3 protein-coding genes are annotated in these 3,148 nt (G+C 69.4%); 2 read left to right on the top strand and 1 reads right to left on the bottom strand.

Annotated features, from left to right (window positions below):
- Positions 1-386 precede the first annotated feature (386 nt).
- Positions 387-1,037 carry a DsbA family oxidoreductase gene (locus JWQ91_RS13120; RefSeq protein ID WP_297784836.1) on the bottom strand — a complete coding sequence of 217 codons (651 nt, stop codon included), beginning with the start codon at positions 1,035-1,037 and terminating at the stop codon, positions 387-389.
- A 75-nt stretch (positions 1,038-1,112) separates the two neighbouring features.
- Between JWQ91_RS13120 and JWQ91_RS13115 the strand changes: the two genes are divergently transcribed.
- Complete coding sequence (locus JWQ91_RS13115; RefSeq protein WP_297784832.1) at positions 1,113-1,499, top strand: universal stress protein; 387 nt, start codon at positions 1,113-1,115, stop codon at positions 1,497-1,499.
- A gap of 71 nt (positions 1,500-1,570) precedes the next feature.
- Positions 1,571-2,830: a tyrosine--tRNA ligase gene (tyrS, locus tag JWQ91_RS13110; RefSeq protein ID WP_297784829.1), complete on the top strand. Its 1,260-nt coding sequence runs from the start codon at positions 1,571-1,573 to the stop codon at positions 2,828-2,830.
- The last annotated feature ends 318 nt before the right edge of the window (positions 2,831-3,148 follow it).

Below are 3,148 nucleotides of genomic sequence, written 5' to 3'. Positions count from 1 at the left end.
TCCCGGAGATCAGCGCCGGACCCCGGGTCGGCGTCTCGAAGGCCGCCGACGTGGCGTGGCGGTTCTGGGTCACCGGCGACCCGACGGTGTCGGCGTACCGCCGCAGCCCACGCGCCTGACCCGGGCGCGCACGCGGGAACGTCGCCGAGGGTGAGGACGGCGAGGACATCGACCTCGAGCAGGGCAGCGACTGGCTGACGGTCGGCAAGCTGCTGCTCGGCAGCGTCGCGCAGCGGCTGATGCTCGACGCGGCGTGCCCCGTCGTGCGGTCAAGCCCGACGGCGCCGAGCCGCTCGTCTAGTCGGCGTCGTCGGCGACGGGGACCACGCACACGCCGTCCTCACAGACGGGTGCGTCCTCGGCGCCGACGATCTCGAGCGGGCCGGTCACGAGCCGGCCGCGGCCTGCTGCAGGACGTCCAGCAGCACGGCGGGGTCCTGCGCTCCGGACACGCCGAGCCGGCCGTCGATCACGAAGAACGGGACGCCGGAGATCCCGTAGGCGATCGCCTGGTCCTTGTCGGCCTGGACCGCGGCGACGTACGTCCCGGAGCCCAGCGCCTGCACGACCTTGTCCCGGTCCAGCCCGATCTCCGCGGCGAGGTCCGCGAGGTCCTCGACCCGGCCGACGTGCCGGCCCTCGGCGAAGTACGCCGTGAAGAGCCGCTCGACCATCTCGAGCTGCTTGCCCTCGGCCTTGGCCAGGTGCAGGAGCTCGTGGGCCCGGACGGTGTTGGTGTGCTGCAGCGCGTCGAAGTCGTACGTCAGCCCGACCGTCGTCGCGAGCTCGGCCATCTGGCCCAGCATCAGCTCGACCTGGTCGGCCGGCATGCCCTTGTGCGCGACCAGGAAGTCGATCTCGCTGCCGGCGAAGTCCACCGGGGTGTCGGGGGACAGCTCGAAGGAGTGGTACTCCACCTCCACGTGACCGCCGGTCGCGGCGAACTCGGCGGCCGCGGTCTCGAAGCGGCGCTTGCCGATGTAGCACCAGGGGCATGCGATGTCGGACCAGATGTCGACCTTGACGATGTCATTCACGCTGGGTGCAACGTCGGCGGGACGGCAGCGTATTCCACTTCCACAGGAGGGGGGCGACCGAGTAGCCTCTATGTCATGACAATTGCTGTGGCCTATCGGCCGGACGAGTTCGGAACCGCTGCCCTGGACTGGGCCGTCGCGCAGTCGCGGGTCTCCGGCGACGCGATCATCCTGATCAACATCAGCAAGGTCGAGCCGCGGCTGGACGCCAGCTTCGCGCGCGGCAACCACGTGCAGGCGATCACCGAGCGGCTGACGGCCGAAGGCATCCCGTTCGAGGTGCGTCAGGCCGTGGGGGAGAACGTCGCGGACACGGTCCTGTTCGAGGCGGAGCAGGCGGGCGCGTCGACGCTCGTCCTCGGCATCCGGCGCCGCAGCCCCGTCGGCAAGATCCTCATGGGCAGCGTCGCGCAGGCGATCCTGCTGGACGCCACGATCCCCGTCGTCGCCGTCAAGCCCTAGCGGTCCGCCGGGGATCCCGGGGTGCCGCGCTAAAGTCGCGGTGCATCCCGACCGATCCGAAGGACTGAACTGTGACCCACGTACTGGACGACCTCGAAGCGCGCGGCCTGGTCGCGCACTCGACAGATCGCGACGCACTGCGCGCCGAGCTGTCCGAGGGGCCGATCACCTACTACGTGGGCTTCGACCCCACCGCCCCGAGCCTGCACATCGGCAACCTCCTGCAGATCCTGACGGCGCGTCGCCTGCAGCTGGCCGGGCACAAGCCGCTGCTGCTGGTGGGTGGGTCCACCGGCCTGATCGGTGACCCGAAGGAGGCGGGGGAGCGGGTCATGAACACCAAGGAGACCGTCGCGGACTGGGTCGACCGCATCGCGTCGCAGGTCTCCCGGTTCGTCGACTTCGACGGTGCCAACGGGGCCACGATCGTCAACAACCTGGACTGGACCGCCGGCCTCAGCACGATCGACTACCTGAGGGACATCGGCAAGCACTTCCCGGTCAACCGGATGCTCGCCCGCGACGTCGTCAGCAGCCGGCTCGAGTCCGGCATCAGCTACACCGAGTTCAGCTACGTCCTGCTGCAGTCGATGGACTACCTCGAGCTGCACCGACGGCACGGCTGCGTCCTGCAGACCGGTGGCAGCGACCAGTGGGGCAACATCACCGCCGGCGTCGAGCTGATCCGGCGGGCCGACGGCGACAAGGTGCACGCGCTGGCGACGCCGTTGATCACGAAGGCCGACGGCACCAAGTTCGGCAAGACCGAGTCCGGCACGGTGTGGCTGGACCCCGAGCTGATGAGCCCGTACGCCTTCTACCAGTCGTGGATCCAGGCCGAGGACTCCAAGGTCGTGGAGTACCTCCGCCAGTTCACGTTCCTCGACCTCGAGGAGATCGCCGGGATCGAGGCCGAGCACGCCGAGAAGCCCGGGCTGCGCGCGGCGCAGCGCCGGCTCGCGGCGGAGGTGACGACCCTGGTGCACGGTGCCGACGAGACGGCGGCCGCCGAGCTGGCCTCCCGGGCGCTGTTCGGCCGGGCCGAGCTCGGGGACCTGCCCGAGGCGACGCTGGCGGCGGCCCTGCGCGAGGCAGGGGCCGTCGACCTGTCGTCGGGGGATGCGCCGACCGTCGTGGATGCGTTGGTGGCGACCGGACTGGCCGAGAGCAGGTCCGCGGCACGTCGTGCCGTGGGGGAGGGCGGGGCGTACGTCAACAACCAACGCGTCAGCGATCCCGAGCTCCCGCTCGCCGGCGACCTGCTCCTGCACGGCACCTGGGCGGTCCTCCGCAAGGGAAAAAGGTCGATCTCGGGCGTGTCGGTGTCCTGAACCCCGTCATTTCAGGCTCGCCCAGCGGTGTGGCGTGGACCACGCTGAACCGATTTGACGCGCAGCGAGACATCCCGTTAATGTTCTTCTTGTTGGACAGCACGGCGGAGCGAAAGGCCAAGAGGCCGGTTGCTCGGAGCTTCCAGCCAGCTTCACCGAAACGATGTGTGTCACCGCGCTCAGTGCGCGCTGACGGATCGCTGATAACGGGGGCTGTGCATGGTGACCGACCCGGTTTGACCGGTGAAAACGAGCCGTGTAAGTTGGACGAGTTGCCCTGAGGTTGTTGCCAGGCTTGGTCTGGTGGTGACGAGGTGT

Origin of the sequence: Aeromicrobium sp., from assembly GCF_025965075.1 — a bacterium.
In the GTDB taxonomy this organism is placed as follows: Bacteria; Actinomycetota; Actinomycetes; order Propionibacteriales; family Nocardioidaceae; genus Aeromicrobium.
Note: the sequence above shows the minus strand (reverse complement) of the source record. Positions and strands in the feature narration are given on the sequence as shown.